This window comes from Mesorhizobium sp. J18 (assembly GCF_007829525.1).
GTDB lineage: Bacteria > Pseudomonadota > Alphaproteobacteria > Rhizobiales > Rhizobiaceae > VLJP01.
In genome coordinates this window covers 1-17,053 of sequence record NZ_VLJP01000043.1, presented here as the reverse complement: position 1 = coordinate 17,053, position 17,053 = coordinate 1, and the positions used below count along the sequence as shown (strand labels likewise).

The 17,053-nt window shown below is 62.6% G+C and carries 19 protein-coding genes; 10 read left to right on the top strand and 9 right to left on the bottom strand.

Annotated elements, in window-relative coordinates; all coding sequences use genetic code 11:
* The coding region (locus tag L598_RS15105) for a hypothetical protein (RefSeq protein ID WP_210245005.1) at window positions 1-453 on the top strand (453 nt) is incomplete at its 5' end.
* Window positions 454-456: 3 nt separating this feature from the next.
* Here L598_RS15105 and carA read toward each other — a convergent pair.
* The gene (gene carA, locus L598_RS15100) at window positions 457-1,662 is read right to left on the bottom strand and encodes a glutamine-hydrolyzing carbamoyl-phosphate synthase small subunit (RefSeq protein WP_144863803.1); all 1,206 of its coding nucleotides are present in this window, start codon (window positions 1,660-1,662) and stop codon (window positions 457-459) included.
* A gap of 291 nt (window positions 1,663-1,953) precedes the next feature.
* On the opposite strand from carA, the gene L598_RS15095 reads away from it, so the two are divergent.
* The gene (locus L598_RS15095; protein WP_144863801.1) at window positions 1,954-2,403 is read left to right on the top strand and encodes a GatB/YqeY domain-containing protein; all 450 of its coding nucleotides are present in this window, start codon (window positions 1,954-1,956) and stop codon (window positions 2,401-2,403) included.
* 70 nt (window positions 2,404-2,473) lie between these two features.
* Here L598_RS15095 and L598_RS15090 read toward each other — a convergent pair whose 3' ends face one another.
* A complete protein-coding gene (locus tag L598_RS15090) occupies window positions 2,474-4,141 on the bottom strand; it encodes a Na/Pi cotransporter family protein (RefSeq protein WP_144863799.1) in 1,668 nt (555 codons plus the stop codon).
* 325 nt (window positions 4,142-4,466) lie between these two features.
* On the opposite strand from L598_RS15090, the gene L598_RS15085 reads away from it, so the two are divergent.
* From L598_RS15085 to rpoD, 3 genes are all read left to right on the top strand, one after another.
* Window positions 4,467-5,099 carry a TetR/AcrR family transcriptional regulator gene (locus tag L598_RS15085; RefSeq protein ID WP_144863797.1) on the top strand — a complete coding sequence of 211 codons (633 nt, stop codon included), beginning with the start codon at window positions 4,467-4,469 and terminating at the stop codon, window positions 5,097-5,099.
* A 94-nt stretch (window positions 5,100-5,193) separates the two neighbouring features.
* Window positions 5,194-7,131 (top strand): DNA primase, encoded by a 1,938-nt coding sequence (dnaG, locus tag L598_RS15080; RefSeq protein WP_144863795.1) that lies wholly within the window; start codon window positions 5,194-5,196, stop codon window positions 7,129-7,131.
* Window positions 7,132-7,496: 365 nt separating this feature from the next.
* Complete coding sequence (rpoD, locus tag L598_RS15075; RefSeq protein ID WP_144863793.1) at window positions 7,497-9,503, top strand: RNA polymerase sigma factor RpoD; 2,007 nt, start codon at window positions 7,497-7,499, stop codon at window positions 9,501-9,503.
* Between the two features lie 76 nt (window positions 9,504-9,579).
* Here the strand turns inward: rpoD and L598_RS15070 are convergent, their stop codons facing one another.
* Complete coding sequence (locus L598_RS15070; RefSeq protein WP_144863791.1) at window positions 9,580-9,933, bottom strand: type II toxin-antitoxin system PemK/MazF family toxin; 354 nt, start codon at window positions 9,931-9,933, stop codon at window positions 9,580-9,582.
* The gene (locus tag L598_RS15065) at window positions 9,920-10,144 is read right to left on the bottom strand and encodes an AbrB/MazE/SpoVT family DNA-binding domain-containing protein (RefSeq protein WP_144863789.1); all 225 of its coding nucleotides are present in this window, start codon (window positions 10,142-10,144) and stop codon (window positions 9,920-9,922) included. The genes L598_RS15070 and L598_RS15065 overlap by 14 nt, the downstream gene beginning before the upstream one ends.
* A gap of 182 nt (window positions 10,145-10,326) precedes the next feature.
* Here L598_RS15065 and L598_RS15060 point away from each other — a divergent pair, with 182 nt between their 5' ends.
* The 4 genes from L598_RS15060 to L598_RS15045 all read left to right on the top strand — a co-directional run bounded on the left by L598_RS15060 (window position 10,327) and on the right by L598_RS15045 (window position 12,925).
* Window positions 10,327-11,226, top strand: coding sequence for a DUF1194 domain-containing protein (locus L598_RS15060; protein WP_144863696.1), 900 nt, complete (start codon window positions 10,327-10,329; stop codon window positions 11,224-11,226).
* A gap of 112 nt (window positions 11,227-11,338) precedes the next feature.
* Window positions 11,339-11,758, top strand: coding sequence for a secondary thiamine-phosphate synthase enzyme YjbQ (locus L598_RS15055; protein ID WP_144863698.1), 420 nt, complete (start codon window positions 11,339-11,341; stop codon window positions 11,756-11,758).
* A 250-nt stretch (window positions 11,759-12,008) separates the two neighbouring features.
* On the top strand, window positions 12,009-12,542 hold the full coding sequence (locus L598_RS15050; RefSeq protein ID WP_246658765.1) for a PadR family transcriptional regulator: 534 nt from the start codon (window positions 12,009-12,011) through the stop codon (window positions 12,540-12,542).
* Window positions 12,543-12,631: 89 nt separating this feature from the next.
* Window positions 12,632-12,925 carry an HlyU family transcriptional regulator gene (locus L598_RS15045; RefSeq protein WP_144863702.1) on the top strand — a complete coding sequence of 98 codons (294 nt, stop codon included), beginning with the start codon at window positions 12,632-12,634 and terminating at the stop codon, window positions 12,923-12,925.
* Between the two features lie 3 nt (window positions 12,926-12,928).
* Here the strand turns inward: L598_RS15045 and L598_RS15040 are convergent, their stop codons facing one another.
* A complete protein-coding gene (locus L598_RS15040; protein ID WP_144863704.1) occupies window positions 12,929-13,537 on the bottom strand; it encodes a TetR/AcrR family transcriptional regulator in 609 nt (202 codons plus the stop codon).
* Between the two features lie 83 nt (window positions 13,538-13,620).
* Between L598_RS15040 and L598_RS15035 the strand changes: the two genes are divergently transcribed.
* Window positions 13,621-14,046 carry a VOC family protein gene (locus tag L598_RS15035; RefSeq protein ID WP_144863706.1) on the top strand — a complete coding sequence of 142 codons (426 nt, stop codon included), beginning with the start codon at window positions 13,621-13,623 and terminating at the stop codon, window positions 14,044-14,046.
* Window positions 14,047-14,072: 26 nt separating this feature from the next.
* Here L598_RS15035 and L598_RS15030 read toward each other — a convergent pair whose 3' ends face one another.
* The 4 genes from L598_RS15030 to L598_RS15015 all read right to left on the bottom strand — a co-directional run.
* Window positions 14,073-14,510 carry a peptidylprolyl isomerase gene (locus L598_RS15030; protein WP_144863708.1) on the bottom strand — a complete coding sequence of 146 codons (438 nt, stop codon included), beginning with the start codon at window positions 14,508-14,510 and terminating at the stop codon, window positions 14,073-14,075.
* A 180-nt stretch (window positions 14,511-14,690) separates the two neighbouring features.
* The gene (locus tag L598_RS15025) at window positions 14,691-15,434 is read right to left on the bottom strand and encodes a thioredoxin family protein (protein ID WP_144863710.1); all 744 of its coding nucleotides are present in this window, start codon (window positions 15,432-15,434) and stop codon (window positions 14,691-14,693) included.
* Between the two features lie 107 nt (window positions 15,435-15,541).
* Complete coding sequence (locus tag L598_RS15020; RefSeq protein WP_144863712.1) at window positions 15,542-16,816, bottom strand: RNA polymerase sigma factor; 1,275 nt, start codon at window positions 16,814-16,816, stop codon at window positions 15,542-15,544.
* On the bottom strand, window positions 16,813-17,053 hold a 241-nt coding region (locus L598_RS15015; protein ID WP_246658768.1), incomplete at its 5' end, for a YciI family protein. The genes L598_RS15020 and L598_RS15015, both read right to left, overlap by 4 nt.

Sequence of the window (17,053 nt, the reverse complement as noted above, 5' to 3'; positions counted from 1 at the left end):
GCCGCCATGCCAGCTTTCGCAGCGGGAAGTCTGCCGGGCGGCGTCAAAGCGGTGATCGATGGCTATGGGCGACAGTGCCAGGAACTGGGCGGCAGCATATCGCAGGCAGCAGCCTCGCCATGGATCATGACCGCGGATTTCGACGGCGACGGGGAGCAGGATTACGTACTTAATCCGCAAAACCTGCAATGCGATGGGTCCGCGACCGCGTTCTGCGGCAATGGAGGCTGCCAGTTATCCATTCTGCTGTCGGGCGACGGCTACAAGGAACCGCTTTCCGTGCTCGGCGGCGAACCGGTGATCAGGCAGAGGCAAGACAGGACGGTTGTCGAAGTCTGGGTGGACGGCTCGAACTGCGATCTGGAGAGCCGCGAACAGACGTGCTGGCAGATCTTCTCCTGGGGCGAGGGCGACCCGAAGCAGAGCTACCAGGTCCGCCCTGCCAGCGAATGATTTCTACCGCTCGGCCAGCGCCGGTTCGCCCTTGCGCTCACGAATGAGGTTGGCGAAGCGGCGGAAGAGATAGTGCGAATCCTGGGGGCCGGGCGAGGCCTCCGGATGGTGCTGTACCGAAAAGACCGGCTTGCCGGTCAGCGATATGCCGCAATTGGAGCCGTCGAAAAGCGAGACATGGGTCTCCTCGACGCCCTCCGGCAGAGAATCGCGATCGACCGCGAAGCCGTGATTCATGGAAACGATCTCCACCTTGCCGGTGGTGAAGTCCTTTACCGGGTGGTTGGCGCCGTGATGGCCCTGATGCATCTTGACCGTGCGGCCGCCAAGCGCCAGCGCCAGCATCTGATGGCCGAGGCAGATGCCGAAGATCGGGATATCGGCATCGAGCAGGCCGCGGATCATCGGCACGGCATATTCGCCGGTCGCCTCCGGATCGCCCGGGCCGTTGGAAAGGAAAACCCCGTCCGGGCGCATGGCGAGGATGTCCTCCGCCGACGTCTTCGCCGGCACCACCGTGACCTTGGCGCCGAGGCTCGAAAGCAGGCGCAGAATATTGCGCTTCACGCCGTAATCGACGGCTACGATATGCATGGCCGGTTCGCCGCTCGCCTGGCCATAGCCTTCATCCCAGACCCACGGCGTCTCCGTCCATACGGATGACTGGCCCGAAGTGACCTCCTTGGCCAGATCGAGGCCGACGAGACTTGACCAGGCCTTCGCCTGCTGTTTCAGGGACTCCATGTCGAACCTGCCGTCAGGCGCATGGGCGATGACCGCGTTGGCGGCCCCCTTCTCGCGCAGAAGAACGGTAAGCGCGCGGGTGTCGATGCCGCTGATGGCGACGATGCCGCGCCGCTTCAGCCAATCGTCGAGGTGGCCGGCTGCGCGGTAGTTGGAAGGATTGGTGACATCGGCCTTGAAGGCTGCACCCACCGCGCCGGCGCGGGCAGCGGGGTGCAGATCCTCGATGTCCTCGTCATTGGCACCGACATTGCCGATATGGGGGAAGGTGAAGGTGACGATCTGTCCGGCATAGGAAGGATCGGTCAGGATTTCCTGATAGCCGGTGAGCGCGGTGTTGAAGCAGACCTCGCCCACTGCCGATCCCGTTGCGCCGAGACCGACGCCTTCGATGACCGTGCCGTCAGCCAGCACCATGAGCGCGGTCGGCTTCGCTTCGCTCCAGGGAGCGGTTGTGGTCGCCATGGAGAAACTCCGTCAATTGTTAGAGGCCCTTGAAAGCAGGGCGGTTTCGCGCCATATGGGCGGCGAAAAGCGCGGGCTGCCGCGAACGGATCGCAAATCCCCGTGCTTCAATCTACAAGGTCCATGCAGGTCGCGGACAATATGCGATGGCAGTAGAGCGGTCAATGACCGCGCAGGCCGTATCCGCAAAAATTTTCTTGCGAGAAAACAACGGCTTAGGAAAGCCAGAAACGGTTTGCGTCGGTTTGTTGCCGGCGCTATGGTTCGTGGCTGCGACGGGAGAATGAAGCCATGCGCGACAGGATCGCCGAGGCATTGAAAGACGCAATGAAACTTCAGGATAAACGTCGGGTCTCGACGTTGCGCCTGATCCAGACCGCCATCAAGGATCGCGACATCGCCAATCGCGGCGTGGGCAAGGACCCCGTCAGCGATGAGGAGATCATGCAGATACTCACCAAGATGGTGAAGCAGCGCGAGGAATCGGCCAGGGCCTTCGAGGAAGGCAACCGGCTGGAGCTTGCCGACCAGGAGCGCGAGGAAATCGCCATCATCCGGGAATTCCTGCCCAAGCCGCTCGCCGAAGAGGACGTGAAGCGGGCCTGTGCGCAGGTCATCGACGAGGTGGGCGCCGACGGGCTCAGGGACATGGGACGCTGCATGACCGTGCTCAAGCAGAAATTCCCCGGCCGGATGGATTTCGGCAAGGCCAGCGGCATCGTCAAAGGCCTGCTGCAGTAAGAGCATAGCCCGACAATTCACCATGACTGCAAGGACTGCCGGCAGAGACGGCAGTCCTTCATGCAGGACCCTAGCCAGCCGGGTTGAGGCGCGTGTGGCGCAGGAGGCCGTGTTCCTCCAGCACCGGATAGGCGATTGAAGCGAGCAGCGAATTGATCTGCTTCAGGTCGCGGATCGTATCGAGATGGATGGTGCTGGTCTCGACGCTTTGCGTCTCGCCCTCGCGAAGGCGCGAAAAATGCCGGCCGCTGGTCTCCTTCTCGCGGTCGCGTAGCCGGTCCTTCTCCTTGACAAGCTGCAGGGCCGTCTCCCTGTCGCGCGAGATCAGCACGTTGAAGGCAAGGCGCGCATTGGCCAGTACCGAGGCGTGAAAGGCGGCGAGTTCGCGCCAGCCCTCCGGGGTGAAGGCCACGCGGCGCTGCATCTTGCGCTTCACATGGACGAGCATGTTGCGCACGATGATGTCGCCGACCTGTTCGAGCTTGATGCAAGCGTCTAGCAGTTCCTGACAGCGCAGCGTGTCGGCTTCCGACATATCGCTTTTGGCGATGCGCGCCAGGTAGAGCTTTATCGCGGCATGGCGGCGATCCACCCGGTCGTCGAGAGCCGCCAACGCTTCGATGCGCTCCTTATCGGCATCTTCGTAGAGATCGATGATCTTTACCAGCATCAGCTCGATGGTCTCGCAGACACGCACGACTTCGCGCGTGGCGTTGGAAAGCGCAAGATGCGGCGTCTTCAGCGCCTCCGGGTCCAATGCGCTGACCTCCACCCCCGCGATATCCTTGGCGGTATCCTGCGGCGACATGCGGGCAACGATCGCTTTCGTTGCCCGCAGGGTCAGGCCGGACAAGGGAATCCCGGCGACCAGGATGATCACATTGAAGAGAATATGCGCATGGACGATCTGCCTTTCCGCATCGCTGCCGAGGAAGCCGACGGGCGGGTCGAAGGCGAGGAATGCCGCAAGCATCAGGAGCGAGCCGAGCCCGCGCATCAGGAGATTGCCGAGGGGCACGACACGAGCCGCCGGCGCGGCGCCCCGCGTCAGCAGAGGTGCGATGACGGAACTGCCGAGATTGATGCCGAGCACCATGACGACTGCGAGTTCGGCATGGACGATGCCCTGCTGGCCGAGGGCGGCCAGAAGCAGGACGGCCGCTATGCTGGAATGGAACAGCCATGTGACAAGTGCGGCGAGCAGGTAGGCGGTGACCGGGTCGCCGGAAAGATAGCGCACGATCACCGGCAGAATTTCGCTATGGCGGAGAGGTTCGGTCGCCTCTTCCATCAGTTGGAGCGAGAGGATCATGAGTCCGACGCCGATGGTGATGCGTCCGACCTGCCGCCAGTCGCGGCGTTCGGTGGTCATGAAGATCGCCGTGCCCGCGACGAGGCAGACGGGAACGAGCAGCGACAGGTCGAAGCTCAGGATCTTGACGACGAGGGCCGAGCCCAGTTCCGCTCTGCGCACCGCCATAATGCCCGCAAGGCCGGTGACGATGCCCGATCCGGCGAAGGAGCCGACCAACAGGGTAACGGCGGTCGAGCTCTGAAACGCGACGGCCAGCGCCAAGCCGAAGCTCGTCGCCAGCAGCGCATTGTTCATGGTGGCGCGCAGCCGGCGCTTCAAGACGTCTCCGTAAGCGCGCTCGACTCCGGTCCGTACCATGCGCGTTGCCCACAGGAGCAATGCGACGGCACCAGCAAGGTGCAGCAGGACAACCGAACCGCTCATTCCCGGAATGCCGTGAAAGGCGCATCAGGAAGGGCGCCGAAGCTATTGATTTTCATCGGGCTGAAACCCCCGAATCCTTGTCTGGTTCCCACTATATCATATTAGCCGGGTAAAAAGACTTTCCGGGTCTCCGGCGACCTGATCTCCCTTCGCCGCGATGCGGTGCGGCACCATCTTCCATTGACGGGGACTGTCCCTCCCATGAAAAATGCCGTTGCCTCCTGAATGCCTCCGCCGCCAAAAGGCTGTTTCTTCTTGCGGTATGGCAACAGGGAGTGCCAAAAGCGTCGAGGAGGGGTGACGTGAGCAAGCCGAAGGCAGGAGCGTGAACAAGCGGATCGAGGCGCGCCGTCAAAAGATCATGGATGCGGCCCTCGAAGTCTTTCGGGAGGAGGGCTTCGAGCGTGCCTCGATCGACAAGATCGTCGCTCGTTCGGGCGGCTCCAAGGCGACGCTCTACAAGCTTTTCAACAACAAGGAAGGGCTCTTCTTCGCCATCTTGCGCCGGGCGGCCGAGCGGATCGGCGAGCGCGAGCATTCTCTGCTGCGGCCGGTAAGCGTCGAGGCCCTGCGCGAGGTTCTGATCGGCATCGGCCACGGCCTTGTGGACAATGTGCTCAACGAGGACATTATCAGCCTCTATCAGCTTGCGGTGGAAGCGACGCGCCACAATCCCGATCTGGCCCGGCTCTATTTCGAGGGCGGCCCCAAGAAGGCGCGCGACGATTTCGCGCTGTTCCTGGATGATCTGCGCAAGGCGGGGCTTCTGCAATTCGAGGATAGCGACCTCGCAGCGCGCTGCTTCTTCGGCATGATACTGGACAGGCACCACCTCGCAATGTCGCTCGGAATGGCGGGCACGATCGGCGAGGCGGAAGCGGACCGGCTGATCAATGAGGCGGTGGACGTGTTCCTCGCCGCCTATGGACGGACGGGCGAGCAGGCCCGCGCCTTGTGACCGGACTGCTTGTGAAAAGCGGGTACACTTGGTTTCCGGGCTCGCATGGGGTGGCGTCGGTGCTTATATGGTCGTCTGACCGGACCGATTAGCGATGCGCTTTCCGACCTCTTTCCTCGATGAAATCCGTGACCGGGTGCCGATCTCGTCGGTGATCGGCACGCGTGTGACCTGGGACAGGCGCAAGACCAATGCGGCGCGCGGCGACTGGTGGGCCTGCTGTCCGTTCCACGGCGAAAAGACGCCGAGCTTTCATTGCGAGGACAAGAAGGGCCGGTATCACTGCTTCGGCTGCGGGGTTTCGGGCGATCATTTCCGTTTCCTGACCGAACATGACGGCATGAGCTTTCCTGAAGCGGTGGAGCGCATTGCCGAAATGGCGGGTGTGCCGATGCCGGCGCGGGACCCGGAGGCGGAGCGGCGCGAGAAGGTGCGTACGACGCTGACCGATGTCATGGAAATGGCGGCGCGCTATTTCCAGGAACGGCTGCAGGGGCAGGAAGGCGCCGATGCGCGCGCCTATCTGCGTCAGCGTGGCATCAGTTCGGCCACTCAACAGGCCTTCCGTCTCGGTTATGCCACCGACAGCCGCAACGGGCTGAAGGAGTTTCTTGCCGGCAAGGGCGTCACGAAGGAACAGATAGAAGCCTGCGGGCTGGTGCGTCACGGGCCGGACGTGCCGGTCTCCTATGACTGGTTCCGCGACCGCATCATGTTCCCGATCCCCGATTCGCGCGGGCGCATCATTGCCTTTGGCGGGCGGGCCATGTCAGCCGACATTCCGGCCAAATACATGAACTCGCCGGAGACCGAGCTCTTCCACAAGGGCAATGTGCTCTACAATTTCGCCCGCGCGCGCAAGGCCCTGCAAAAGGGCGGCCCGGACGGGGCCAGAACCGTGATCGCCGTCGAAGGCTATATGGATGTGATCGCCCTGGCCCAGGCAGGCTTCGAGAATGCCGTGGCGCCGCTCGGCACCGCTCTGACGGAAAACCAGCTCGAACTTCTGTGGCGCATGAGCGGCGAACCGGTGCTGTGCTTCGATGGCGATCAGGCCGGGCTGCGGGCGGCCTGGCGAGCTGCCGATATGGCGCTGCCGATGATCCAGGCGGGCCGCACGGTGCGTTTCGCGCTCCTGCCGGAGGGACGTGATCCGGACGATGTGGTGCGCGATTCCGGACCCGACGCCTTTGCCGCCATACTGGCGGATGCCAAGCCGCTGGCCGATCTCCTGTGGGCACGGGAGACCGCGGGCGGCGTCTTCGATACGCCGGAGCGGCGTGCCGAGCTGGAAAAGCGACTGCGGGAGCTTACCAATCGCATCCGCGACGAGAGCGTGCGCCGGCACTATGCGCAGGAGATGCGCGAAAGGGCACACAGCTTCTTCGGTTCGTCGCGGCCGCAAAGGCAAGGTCAGGGCGGCGGTTTCCGGCAGGGCAGCCATTATGGCGGGGGGCCCGGCGCGGCTGCCGGGCGTCTCGCCGTGAGCGAAAGCCTCACCCGTTCGGCGCTGGTGCGTTCCACCAGCGCCGCACTGCCGCTCAGGGAAACCTCGATCATCGTGGCCCTGGTCAACCACCCCGCGCTGATCGACGAATATTTCGATGCCGTGGCGGAACTCGTGCTGACAAGCCCCGAGTTGCGGCGGCTGCACGCGGTGCTGCTCGATACGGTCGCGCATGATGAGGCCCATGAAAGGGCATCGGTCATCGCCGCGATCGAAGCGGCGGGTCTGGAAGGGATCTGGAAGAATGCCGAGGGATTGGTGCGCCGGACCAATCTGTGGACCGCACTACCCGAAGCCGCGTTGGAGGATGCGCGGGAAGCATTTGCGCAGGCCGTGCACTTGCACCGCAGCGCCGGCGCTCTACATAAGGAGCTGAAAGCGGCCGAACTGGCGCTGGCCAGCGATCCGACGGAAGAGAACTACCGCCATCTGATCGAAGTCCAGACACAGTTTCGTGACGTGCAGGCGACCGAAGCGCTTATCGAAGGCTTTGGGGTCCTGTCCGGTCGGGTGGGCCGCAGCTAGACCGGATGTTCGCGATATTCGACGGCCTCGCGGAAAAGCGGGGCCTTGTTTTGTGCGCAGGCCGAATTCGGGAATTGATTCGCTTTTTTCGCGCGAATCATGGCAGAGCCGCTTGACCTAACGCAGGAATGACGGAATCAGGAACGATTCGAAACGACGGACTGCGGGGGCTTCCCGCATCAAAACAGGATCGAGCCGAAGACGCCGCATATGGACGGGGGTGGGAGCCCGCCATAGATGTCAGGGTTAAGCGCGCTTTAAGGAACCGCGGATAGCGCAGGATTCGCGGGTTCTGGCGTGTTACCCGCTATGCCGGCGATACCGTCGGCGCCGTGAGATCCTCGGCCGCTTGGAGAAGAGACAGGATGGCGACAAAGGAAAAGGAAGAGGTCGAAACCGAACGCGAGGCCAGCGACGGCCCGCTGCTCGATCTTTCCGACGATGCAGTCAAGAAAATGATCAAGGCCGCGAAGAAACGCGGCTATGTGACCATGGACGAGCTCAACTCGGTTCTGCCTTCGGAAGAAGTGACGTCAGAGCAGATCGAGGACACCATGGCCATGCTTTCCGACATGGGCATCAATGTCGTCGAGGATGACGAGGCGGCCGAGGAACAGGATTCCGACGCCGATGGCGAGGAAGAAAGCAGCGAGCTGACCGAGCAGACCGGCACCGCCGTCGTGCAGGTGGCGAAGAAGGAGCCAACCGACCGGACGGATGATCCGGTGCGCATGTATCTGCGCGAGATGGGCTCCGTCGAGCTTCTGTCGCGCGAGGGCGAGATCGCCATCGCCAAGCGGATAGAGGCCGGCCGCGAAACCATGATCGCCGGTCTTTGCGAAAGCCCGCTGACCTTCCAGGCGCTGATCATCTGGCGCGACGAGCTCAACGAAGGCAAGATTCTGCTGCGCGAGATCATCGATCTCGAGGCCACCTATGCCGGCCCCGAGGCCAAGCAGGCGCCGGTTGTGACCCGCATCGACGATGACGAGAAGCCGGCGGAGGAAAAGCCGCGCCGCGCTTCGCGCGATGACGACGACATCACCAATGTCGGCGGCGAGACGCCGACGGAGGAAGATGACGACGAAGAGGACGAGGCCAATCTGTCCCTGGCGGCGATGGAAGCCGAGCTGAAGCCAGGCGTCATGGAGACGCTGGACCTCATCGCCGACACCTACAAGAAGCTGCGCAAGCTGCAGGACCAGCAGGTCGAGAACCGGCTGGCTGCGGCCGGCACGCTGTCGCCCAGTCAGGAGCGCCGCTACAAGGAGCTCAAGGACGAACTGATCACGGCGGTGAAGTCGCTGTCGCTCAACAACGCCCGCATCGAGGCGCTGGTGGAGCAGCTTTACGATATCAACAAGCGGCTTGTCCAGAACGAAATCAGGCTGGCGCGGCTGGCCGAGAGCCACGGCGTCAGGCGCGAGGAGTTCCTGAAGGAATATCAGGGATCGGAGCTCGATCCGAACTGGGTCAAGCGAATCTCCAATCTCTCCAGCGCCGGCTGGAAGGAGTTCACCCGCAACGAGAAGGATGCGATCCGCGACCTGCGCGCCGAGATCCAGAACCTGGCGACCGAGACCGGCATCTCGATCGGCGAGTTTCGCCGCATCGTCAATCAGGTGCAGAAGGGCGAGCGCGAGGCGGCGATCGCCAAGAAGGAGATGGTGGAGGCCAATCTCAGGCTCGTCATCTCAATCGCCAAGAAATACACCAATCGTGGCCTGCAGTTCCTCGATCTCATTCAGGAAGGCAATATCGGCCTGATGAAGGCGGTCGACAAGTTCGAGTATCGCCGTGGCTACAAGTTCTCCACCTACGCGACATGGTGGATCCGGCAGGCGATCACCCGTTCGATCGCCGACCAGGCGCGCACGATCCGCATTCCGGTGCACATGATCGAGACGATCAACAAGATCGTGCGCACCTCGCGCCAGATGCTGCACGAGATCGGCCGCGAGCCGACGCCGGAGGAACTGGCGGAGAAGCTCGCAATGCCCTTGGAAAAGGTGCGCAAGGTGCTGAAGATCGCCAAGGAGCCGATCAGCCTGGAGACGCCTGTCGGCGACGAGGAGGACAGCCACCTCGGCGATTTCATCGAGGACAAGTCCGCGATCCTGCCGATCGACGCGGCGATCCAGGCCAATCTGCGCGAAACGACGACGCGGGTGCTGGCATCGCTTACGCCGCGCGAGGAGCGTGTGCTGCGCATGCGCTTCGGCATCGGCATGAACACCGACCATACGCTGGAGGAAGTCGGCCAGCAGTTTTCGGTGACGCGCGAGCGTATCCGCCAGATCGAGGCCAAGGCGCTCAGGAAGCTGAAGCATCCGAGCCGCAGCCGCAAGCTCAGGAGCTTCCTGGATAGCTGACGGCAGGTGATGCCGAAGACAGAATAAAGGGGCGGCCAATGTGCTGCCCTTTTTCTGTTGAAACCAGTGTATTCCGTCAGAGATTGCCAAGAAGTCGAGTGAGCGTTTGTCTGGCAGCGTTCAGCTCGTCCTTCGACACAGAACCGGCTATTCGCAATATCCGTGTACTGTCCACAGTGGCGATTTTCACCGGCCGGATGACAGAAGGGCTGGTCAGACCGGCGCGGTCGAGATCGGATATTGCTATGTCATCGGGCCATCGTTCGTTTTTCGCGCTCGTCACCATGGCGACCCAGACAATTCCGTGACCCCGTGCCAAGGCGGGCGCAGAGACCACCAGGGCGGGGCGCCGCTTTTCGGCAAGGCGATCCGCATAGGGAAATGGCAATACCGCGATCGAACCCGCTTCGGGGGTGTCAGAGGTCGGCATAGGCCTCTTCGTCGGCTGCACTCGACCATTCGCCGAAAGCCGCAAACGGATCGTCTTCGATGGTCCGTGCCTTTTCTATCATGATGCCGTGATCGGTCTCGATATACTGGAGCTGATCGCCCGGCGCGAGGTTCAGCTTCTCGCGGATTTCGCGCGGAATCACAGTCTGGCTCTTCGAGCTTATTCGCGATGTGGCGGTTTTTTTGCGCATGATGGTAAGATATCTTACTTTCTTACCAATGGCAAACCTGCGCCTGTAACAGGCGCCGTGGGTTGAGGGCGCTATGGACGCGACCCGCCCTTACAAAGCTGGCGATGCGGCAGCGGCAGCAAGGCAAGTATCGGTTGCGAAAAGTTTGCTTTGCAATTCGTGTTGCCGTGTTACCTTGGGGCATGGGACGGCATCCACTCCGCACTCTTGCTGGCATATGCCTTGCTGCAGCGACAGCCGCCACTCCCGCATCTGCTCAATCACCGGACAGGATCGACCTCGCACAGGAAAAGGTCGACCTTGAACTGGTGCTGGCGGTCGACATCTCCGTGTCGATGTCGAGGGACGAGCTCGAAATCCAGCGCGAGGGCTATGCCGCCGCGCTGACCGATCCTGAAGTCGTAAGGGCTATCACCTCCGGCCCGTATGGCAGGATTTCGCTGGCCTATTTTGAATGGGCCGGTGTGACGTCACAGAAGCTCATCGTGCCCTGGACGATGATCGCCAGTGCCGAGGACGCGGCGGCGTTTGCCGCCAGACTGGACCGGATACCCGCACAGCAGCCGCGCCGGACGTCAATCTCCGGCGCCATCAATTTCGGCGTCGATCTTCTGGCCGAGAGCCCGCATGAAGCCAGCCGACGGGTGATCGATATCTCGGGCGACGGCAGCAACAATGAGGGGCCCCCGGTGACGGCGGCGCGGGACGTCGCAGTGGAGCAGGGGATCGTCATAAACGGTCTGCCGGTGATGGCCGACAAGGTGAACTTCAGCGGCAACGATGTGGCGCATCTGGATGTGTATTTTGAGAATTGCGTCATAGGAGGGCCAGGCTCCTTCGCCATTGCGATCAATGACTGGGCCGAATTTCCGGCGGCCATACGCCGCAAATTGCTGCTGGAAATCGCGCGGCGGCCGCCAGCGCAACCGGCGCCGCCTCCCGTGATCCTGGCGCAGGCGGCGGCCCCGTATGACTGTCTGGTCGGCGAGCAGCTCTATCTCAACAATCCAGGCCGAAACATGTACAGTCCGGAGAATTTCCAGTGGCCTTCCAACAGGCCGGAAAATTGGCCGAGACGATAATGATGCCTCCGCTCGCCCGACTGGTCGCCGCTTCGTGATCCCGGCGCAGGCTCGCACTGGATGAAGCGGACCGGCGCCGAGCCGACGATCGCGGCCGCATCAGGAGACGCATGTGAGCCAGACGACACTGGTTATCGAAACCTCCGGGCAAGGCCTTTACGAGTTCACCGAGAGGGCGGAAGCCTTTGCCCGGAGCTCGGGCGTTGAAACGGGCCTGCTGACTGTCTTCGTCCGCCATACCTCGTGCTCGCTTCTCATCCAGGAAAATGCCGATCCGGACGTTCGCCGCGATCTCGACGCCTTCTTCCGCAGGCTGGTGCCGCCGGCCGACGATCCGGCGATGGACTATCTCGTCCACCGGCTCGAAGGGCCAGACGACATGCCTGCACATATCAAGGCCGCGCTCACCTGCGTTTCGTTTTCCATTCCGGTAACGGGCGGCGAACTGGCGCTCGGCACCTGGCAGGGCATCTATCTCTTCGAACATCGCGACCGGCCCCACCGGCGGGAAATCGTCCTGCATCTCGCCTGAATCAGGCAGTCTCATGAGCGGCGGCAGGCCGCGTTGCGATTTATCTTAAGATATATCTTGATTATGGGTAACCGCGCGCGTATCTAAGATATATCGTAAGAAACAATGTAAGGAATCAAACATGCATAGACACAGGCATTCATGCGGGGGCGATGTTCTCCGCTTCATGGCCGGCAGGGGCGGCCCTTTCGGTTTCGGCCCGAGAGGCCGCAGGGGGCGAGGCTTTGGCGGAGGCGGGGGCGGGCGCGACATGCTCCGCGCCGGCCGGCTGTTCGGCGATGGCGAATTGCGGCTCATTGCACTTGCGCTGATCGAGGAGACGCCCCGCCACGGCTATGACATCATCCGGGCTTTGGAAGAGCGCTCCAGCGGTTTCTACAGCCCGAGCCCGGGTGTGATCTACCCGACGCTCACCTATCTCGAGGAGGCAGGCTTTGTGCGCTCGGAGGCCGAGGGCAACAAGCGGATCTATTCCATAACGGAGGCCGGCAGCGAACATCTCGCCGGCAATCGGGCAACCGTTGAGGCAGCGCTGGAGCAGCTCGAACGCTTCGGCCGCAAGATGGCGCGCGCCCGCGAATGGTTCGACTGGCGGGACGGCGGCGAAGGCCCCGATCCGCGCGAACGCGAAATGCCCGAGAGCCTGCGCAAGCTGCGCCAGGTGCGGCGGCGGCTGCGGGCAGCGCTGGCCGACGCGCTCGATGCCGAAGCGGCGCGGCGCGAAGAAGCCATCGCGATCCTCGAAAACGCGGCCGACGCGTTGGAAGCACTCTTTCGCCGCTAAAGCCATAAGCCTTGCCGACCGGCCCGCGGGCCGGTAGTGACAAAGCCGGTCCCCGATTTGCGGGGCCGGTTTTCGCATGGAGGTAGCCCATGTCCTTCCTGAAACGTCTTTTCGGTCTCAATTCCGGGAATGGCAATGATGCCGCGGCACCGGCCGTGACTGCCGAGACCGAGCACAATGGCTACACCATCCGGGCAACGCCTTTCGCCGAGGGAGGGCAGTATCAGACCTGCGGCGTGATTTCGAAGGAGATCGACGGCGTGATGAAGGAACATCGTTTTATCCGCGCCGACAGGTTCCCCTCCGCCGACGATGCGGCCGCCCATTCGCTGCGGAAGGGGAAACAGCTCGTCGACGAGCAGGGTGACGCGATCTTCCGTTGAGCGTTATGGCCGAGCGGCATCACCCGCCGGCGCCAGCCCGTCGATGAGGGCTGCCAGCACCTCCCGATAGGCGGTCGGGTCGCCGCCTGCTTCGATTGAGAGGGCGGTGCGGTCGAAGGCAGCAGCCAGCAATGCCGTCAGCGGCTCGACCGGCAGCTTTCTGATCGCGCCGGCGCGCATGGCGCCCACGAGACCCTCGCGCAAGGTGCGATTTCCGTGCCGCCCATCGATCTCGTCCATGACGGCGCGGCCGAGGATTGCCGGTCCGTCGAGCAGGAGCAGGCGTGTCCGTCCGTCCTTGGCCATGGCGTCGAGGAAAGCCGTTCCGCCGGCGACAAGCTGCTCGCGCGGAGAAAATGAGCCGACCGAAGCCTTTTCTATCTCCTCGGCGACGCGGGCGGATTCCTGCTCGACGACCGCGAGGAACAGAGCCTGCTTGTCCGCGAAATGGTGGTAGAGGGCGCCGCGCGTGACGCCGGCAGCGGCGACAATCTCCGGCGTTCCGGTCTCGGCATAGGATTTCTCCACGAACAGCTTGCGCGCGGCCTCGATGAGAGCGGTGCGGGTGGCCTCCGTCCGTTCGACATTGGTGCGAGGTTTTCTATCTTGCATACATGCAGCCTGTATGTTATTTGAAAAATACATGCAGAATGTATGTTACTTGCGACAGGAACAAAAGCCCGAAAGGAACCCCGATGAAAACGACCAGCTACTATCCCGTCATCATGAGTGACGATGTTGCGGGGACGACAGCCTTCTATGTCCAGCATTTCCGCTTCAAGCCGCTGTTCGAGAGCGACTGGTATGTTCATCTGCAGTCGGCGGAGGACAAGCGGGTCAATCTCGCCATCCTCGACGGCAACCATTCCACCATACCGGCAAGCGGCCGCGGCAAGGTGTCGGGCTTGCTTCTGAACTTCGAGGTGAAAGATCCCGACGCGGAATATGAGCGCGCGAAGGCTGCCGGCCTGCCAATCCTGCTCGAACTGCGTGACGAGGATTTCGGCCAGCGGCATTTCATCACCGCCGATCCGAATGGCGTATTGATCGACATCATCAAGCCGATCCCGCCGAGCAAGGAATTCCTGGAGCAGTACGCGCCGGATGCGCTGCCGCAATAATCCGGTATTCGCGGCTTAGAGCCCGCTCAGGCCGCTGCTACGATCTCCACAACCTCAACGTCGAAAATGAGATCACGGCCGGCCAGCGGGTGATTGGCGTCAACGGTCACCTGATCGTCACGGATATCGGTAACCGTCAACGCGATCTGCCTCCCGTCTTGGGTATTGGCCTGCAGGCGGGAGCCGACGGCAAGGTTGAGATCCTGCGGGAATGCCTCACGGGGCACTATTTGCACCTGGCGCTCGTCTCGCGGTCCGTAGGCCTCGTCGGCGGGAATGGTGACGGTTTCGCGCTCGCCCACGGTCATGCCTTCCACCTGACGCTCCAGCCCGCTTATAATCTGTCCCGCTCCGACCTGGAATTCGAGCGGCTCGCGGCCAGCCGAGGAGTCGAACTCCGTGCCATCTGCCAGCTTGCCGGTGTAGTGAATACGCACGACGTCGCCGCTTTTGACTTCGGTCATATCTGGCTCTCAATCGTTCCTGGGGTTTTGGTTTGCAGCGCCGAAATGCTGACGCCGGTGAAGAGGCAGGCGATGGGCGCACCTCTTCAGGAAGCTTAGGGCATGGGCCGGCGATGTAAACCGTCAGGGACGAAATTATGTCGGGGGACCAGATCCATACTGATCGCCAGTTTTTGTCGGTTAGCCGGAATGGCAACAGGAGGCATGGTCCCTGGCGTCATCATATTCGTCGTGGCGGCGCATCCACCCCATGATCTCGTCTTCATTGCGGCCTTTCGGCGTCAGGTCAAGATAGTTGTAGGCTCCGATCAATATGTCGCCGCCGCGCGCATAGGACGAATAGGTATGGAAGACGGCGCCCTTCTCGTCCTTGTAGAATACGCTGATGCCGGGCATCTCGCCTTCGTGGAAATCGCGCCAGGGCGTCGTCAGCTCGTAATTGTAGAAGACCTTGCCGTCGACCAGATCCTCGTCCCTGACGGAGACGTGGAAGTCGTAGTTGAAGTCGCTGCCGCTGGACGAGACCCAGTCGAAGGTCCAGCCCATGCGCTTCTTGAAGGCTTCCAGCTTGGGCAGGGGCGCGCGCGAGGCTGCGACGAACTTCACGTCGTGGTGCTCGAAATGCCGCCGCGCACCGTCGACATGATCGGAGAGGAAGCAGCAGCCCTTGCAGACATCCTGCTCGTCGCTCGGCGCGAACATGAAGTGATAGACGATCAACTGGCTGCGGCCCGCGAACAGGTCGGCCAGCGTCTGCCTGCCTTCCTGCGCGTCGAAGACATAGTTCTTTTCGATCTTCACCCAGGGAAGCCGGCGCCGTTCGGCGCTCAGCTTGTCGCGCAGACGGGTGAATTCCTTCTCCCTGGCGAGAAATGCCTTGCGCTCCTCCAGCCATTCCTCACGCGATACGATACGGTGTTGCATCTTTGCTCTCCTCTCCGGGGCGCTTCCCGCCCCGATGCATCAAGGACGCTGCGGGCGGCAGCGATCCCGACAAACGGGCCTGAAAAACTGCTGCCTGAAAAGGCTCTTCAGGCAGAAGCCTTGTTTTTTGCCCTTCCGCTTCCCTCGGCCGCCAGCCGATCGATATGCTGACGGATGTGAGCCGCTTCGGCGGGGGTGCGGGCCAGTGAAATGGCCTTGTCAAAAGCAATGCGCGCCTCGCCGGTACGGTCGAGCTCCATCAGAAGGGCGCCGAGCACGCCATGGAAATAGAAGTAGCCGGAGAGGCGGTCTGCCAGCGGTTCGACCAGTTCGAGAGCCGCTTCCGGCCCTTTCGCCTTGAAGACGGCGACGGCGCGGTTGAGCGTGACCACGGGTGAGGGCTGGAAACGTTCGAGTGCGCGATAGAGTATCTCGATCTCTTGCCAGTCTGTGTCCTTGGGGGTTGCCGCGCGGGCGTGGAGCGCGGCAATCGCAGCCTGGACCTGATAGGCTCCGGGGCGCCGATGACGCATGGCCTTGTCGACCAGCGCCAGACCTTCCGTGATCCTGTCGTGATGCCACAGGCTGCGATCCTGCTCCTCGAGGAGGACGATATTGCCTGCGGCATCGATACGGGCAGGGGTTCGCGCATGCTGCAGGAGCATGAGGGCGAGCAGGCCCATGATCTCGGGCTCGGCGGGGAAGAGACGCAGCAGCAGCCGGGCCAGCCGGATTGCTTCGTCGCAAAGCGGCTCGCGCACCTGAACCTCGCCGCTGCTCGCCGAATAGCCCTCGTTGAAGATCAGGTAGATCATGGCGGCCACGGAGGCCAGCCGCTCTGCGCGCTCGACGGCGCCGGGAGCGCCGAAAGGCACCTCGGCTTTCGAGACGCGGCGCTTGGCGCGCGTGATGCGCTGCTCCATCGCTTTCTCGTTGACGAGGAAGGCGCTGGCGATCTCCCGCACGGTGAGGCCCGATATGATGCGCAGGGCGAGCGCGATCTGCTGTGTGGCCGGCAGGTCCGGATGGCAGCAAATGAACATCAGCCGCAGGATGTCGTCGCGGTAATGCGCGTCGTCCAGCCGCTCGGCCATGTCCGTCTCCGCATCACCTAGATCGGAAATGGCCGCGTCCTCGGGAAGCACGGTGTTGCGGCTGTCGCGGCGCACCGAATCCAGCGCCGCATTGCGGCCGACGAAAATGAGCCAGGCGGCCGGATCGCGCGGCGGCCCCTTGACCGGCCAGGTCTTCATTGCGCGCAGGCAGGCTTCCTGAAAGGCTTCCTCCGCCCGGTCGAGATCGCGGAAATAGCGCAGAAGCGCGCCCATCGCCTGCGGGCGGGCTCCGGTCACCGCGGTCTCGATCCAGGCAAAGTCGTTCATGATGCTACTTTCGCCGTTTCAGGCAGGACGCCCTTTTCGAAGATGCGCAGAGGGCGGATTTCGAAGGTAACGGCCTCGCCTTCCTTCATGCGCTTGGCGAAGTCGATGACTTCCTCGAGGCTGTCGCAATCGACGATATAGAGGCCGAGCAATTGCTCCTTGGTCTCTGCGAAGGGCCCGTCCAGGACGATCTGCTCGTTGCCCGAGGCGCGGATGGTGGTGGCGCCGGTGGTCGGC